The organism is uncultured Microbacterium sp. (assembly GCF_947632095.1).
Taxonomy (GTDB): Bacteria; Actinomycetota; Actinomycetes; order Actinomycetales; family Microbacteriaceae; genus Microbacterium.
This window is the reverse complement of sequence record NZ_CANROA010000106.1, coordinates 1-2,606: the sequence shown is the minus strand read 5'-3', so window position 1 is coordinate 2,606 and position 2,606 is coordinate 1. Positions and strand designations below refer to the sequence as shown.

Here is a 2,606-nt window from a genome sequence, read left to right as displayed (position 1 = left end):
GCCGCCAAGCCGGCACTCGAGGGGGTGTCGCTGTCCGTCGAACCGGGCGAGATCGTCGTCCTGCTGGGCCTGTCCGGCTCGGGTAAATCGACGCTCCTGCGCCACGTCAACGGGCTCGAGACGCCGAGCACCGGGGGCGTCGTCGCCCTGCAGGAAAACGTCTCGGCCCTGCGCGGCGGCGACCTGCGAGCCCTCCGGGGCCGCATCGGATTCATCTTCCAGCAGTTCGAGCTCGTCGGTGCGCTCACCGCGCTCGAGAACGTCCTCACGGGCGGACTGCACGGACTGCGCGGCCCTCGCATCGGCATCCGCTCCTACCCGCGCGCCCTCCGCGAGAAGGCCCTCGGTCAGCTCGACCGTGTCGGACTGCTCGACGCCGCATACCAGCGCGCAGACAACCTCTCCGGCGGACAGCAGCAGCGCGTCGCGATCGCCCGCGCCCTCATGCAGGACCCCGAGATCCTCCTCGCCGACGAACCCGTCGCCTCGCTCGACCCCGAGTCGAGCAGCCAGGTCATGTCGCTCATCCGCGAGATAGCCGCCGAACGCCACCTCACCGTCATCTGCTCGCTGCACCAGGTCGACCTGGCCCTCAGCTGGGGCGATCGCATCCTCGGACTGCGCGCAGGACGCGTCGTGCTGGACACCCGCACCGATGACCTCACCCGCGAAGAGGTCATGGAGATCTACGGACGCGTGGCCACATCCACGAGCGAGATCACCGCCCTCGAGGATGAACTCGCCGAGGCCCGTGAGCAGGTCCTTGCACGACAGCTGCGCCGTTCCGCCGCCCGCGAGCACCTCGCGGAAGACTTCGCGAACGAGGAACCCGCGTGACCATCACCGCCCCAGCTCCCGCACCCGCGGCGCCCGAGGCCCTCGCGGAGCGGCTCGCCCGCGTGCCCCGCCCGGCGCCGCGCCTGTCGAACGTGATCTCCTACGGTGCGATCATCGTCATCCTGGCTCTCGGAGTCTGGTCGTTCATCGGCCTGGACTACAGCCTGAAGAGCCTCGACACCACGGTCAAGAACATCAACCGCTTCCTCGCCATGGCCACGCCCCTGCAGTGGCCCGGCTGGGAGGTCGCCGGTGAACGTCAGGCCGACGGCACCACGACGTACGTCACCACCTGGGTCGGCATGGAGCCGATCTGGCAGATGGGACTGACGATCGTCATCACGCTCGCGCTCGTCATCGCCGGCACCGCGCTCGCCGCTGCGCTCTCCATCCCCGTCGCCTATGGGGCCGCCCGCAACACGACCCCGAACGGCGCAGTCATGGCGCTGTGCCGTACGATCGGGGTCGTCGCGCGTGCCATCCCCGACGTGGTCTTCGTCGTGATCCTCGCCTTCCTCTGGTTCAACTCCGGAACTCTGCCGGCGATCGTCGCGATCGGCCTGCACTCGGTCGGCATGATCTCGAAGATGTTCGCCGACGCGATCGAGCAGATCGACGAGGGCCCGCGTCTCGCGATCCGCGCGGCCGGAGGGTCGAGGTCGCAGGAGTTCTGGTCGGGCGTCCTGCCGCAGGTGCTGCCCGCCTGGATCGCGATCGCCCTGCACCGCGCCGACATCAACCTGCGCGGCACCGTCATCCTCGGTGTCGTCGGCGTCGTCGGCATCGGATACGAGCTCGACGGCGCCCTGCACGGCGGACCCGCCGGCATGCGCCGCGTCATCCCGATCGTCGTCATCATCATCGTGCTGTGCGTGCTGTTCGAGATCGTCTCCTCGCTGCTGCGCACCCGCCTGCTGAACGTGCAGCCCACCGGCAAGGGCCTGGGCGACACGGTGGCCCGTTCCGTGCGACGCCGTGCCGCGGCATCCCGCTCGGTGTCCGGGGCGGATGCCGCGGCATCCGTCTCGGCCACTCACGAGCGCCACCAGCGCATCGAGGCGGCCATGCACCGCCCATGGGATCGCGCCCGTATCGGCAACGCCCTGTGGATCTGGCTCGGCATCGCCCTCGTGATCGGCGCGTTCCTGTACGCCGCACCCGACGTGTCGAAGATGCTGAACCCGTCCTGGAACGAACTCGTCGACCCCGCGCGCGACCGCGCCATCTGGCCCCCGCACTTCGGCAGCCGCAGCCTCGCCGATGTGGGTGCAGCTGTGCTGACGACCATCCAGATCGCGTTCGCCGCGACGCTGATGGCCTCGATCATCTCGGCGGTCGTCGGCCCGCTGTCGGCGCGCAACGTCGCCCCGAACAGCTGGGTGCGCAATACCTTCCGCGGCATCGCGTTGTTCATCCGCGCGATCCCCGACCTCGTCGTCGCGATCCTGTTCATCATCGCCGCCGGCATCGGCCCGCAGGCCGGAGCCCTCGCCCTCGGGATCGGCGGCGTGGGCCTGCTCGCCAAGCTCATCGGCGACTCGATGGAAGAGGTTCCCACCGGTCCCGAGCGTGCGCTGGCCTCGGGCGGCAGCACCCGCGCGCAGGTGTTCTTCTCCTCGACCGTGCCCCTGTCGGTGCCCGCCATGGTCGGACACCTGCTGTACCTGCTCGAGCAGAACATCCGCTCCGCGACACTGCTGGGCATCGTGGGCGCCGGCGGCATCGGATTCTTGCTGCTGAACGCCCTGCAGGGGCGGCACTTCGATGAG

The 2,606-nt window shown here is 69.7% G+C and carries 2 protein-coding genes; both read left to right on the top strand.

The window, feature by feature from the left end:
* Positions 1-837: phosphonate ABC transporter ATP-binding protein (gene phnC / locus Q0Z66_RS12475; protein WP_298041650.1), on the top strand; the 837-nt coding region annotated here is incomplete at its 5' end.
* A partial coding sequence (locus tag Q0Z66_RS12470) for an ABC transporter permease (protein ID WP_298041647.1) occupies positions 834-2,606 on the top strand: 1,773 nt, incomplete at its 3' end. The genes phnC and Q0Z66_RS12470, both read left to right, overlap by 4 nt.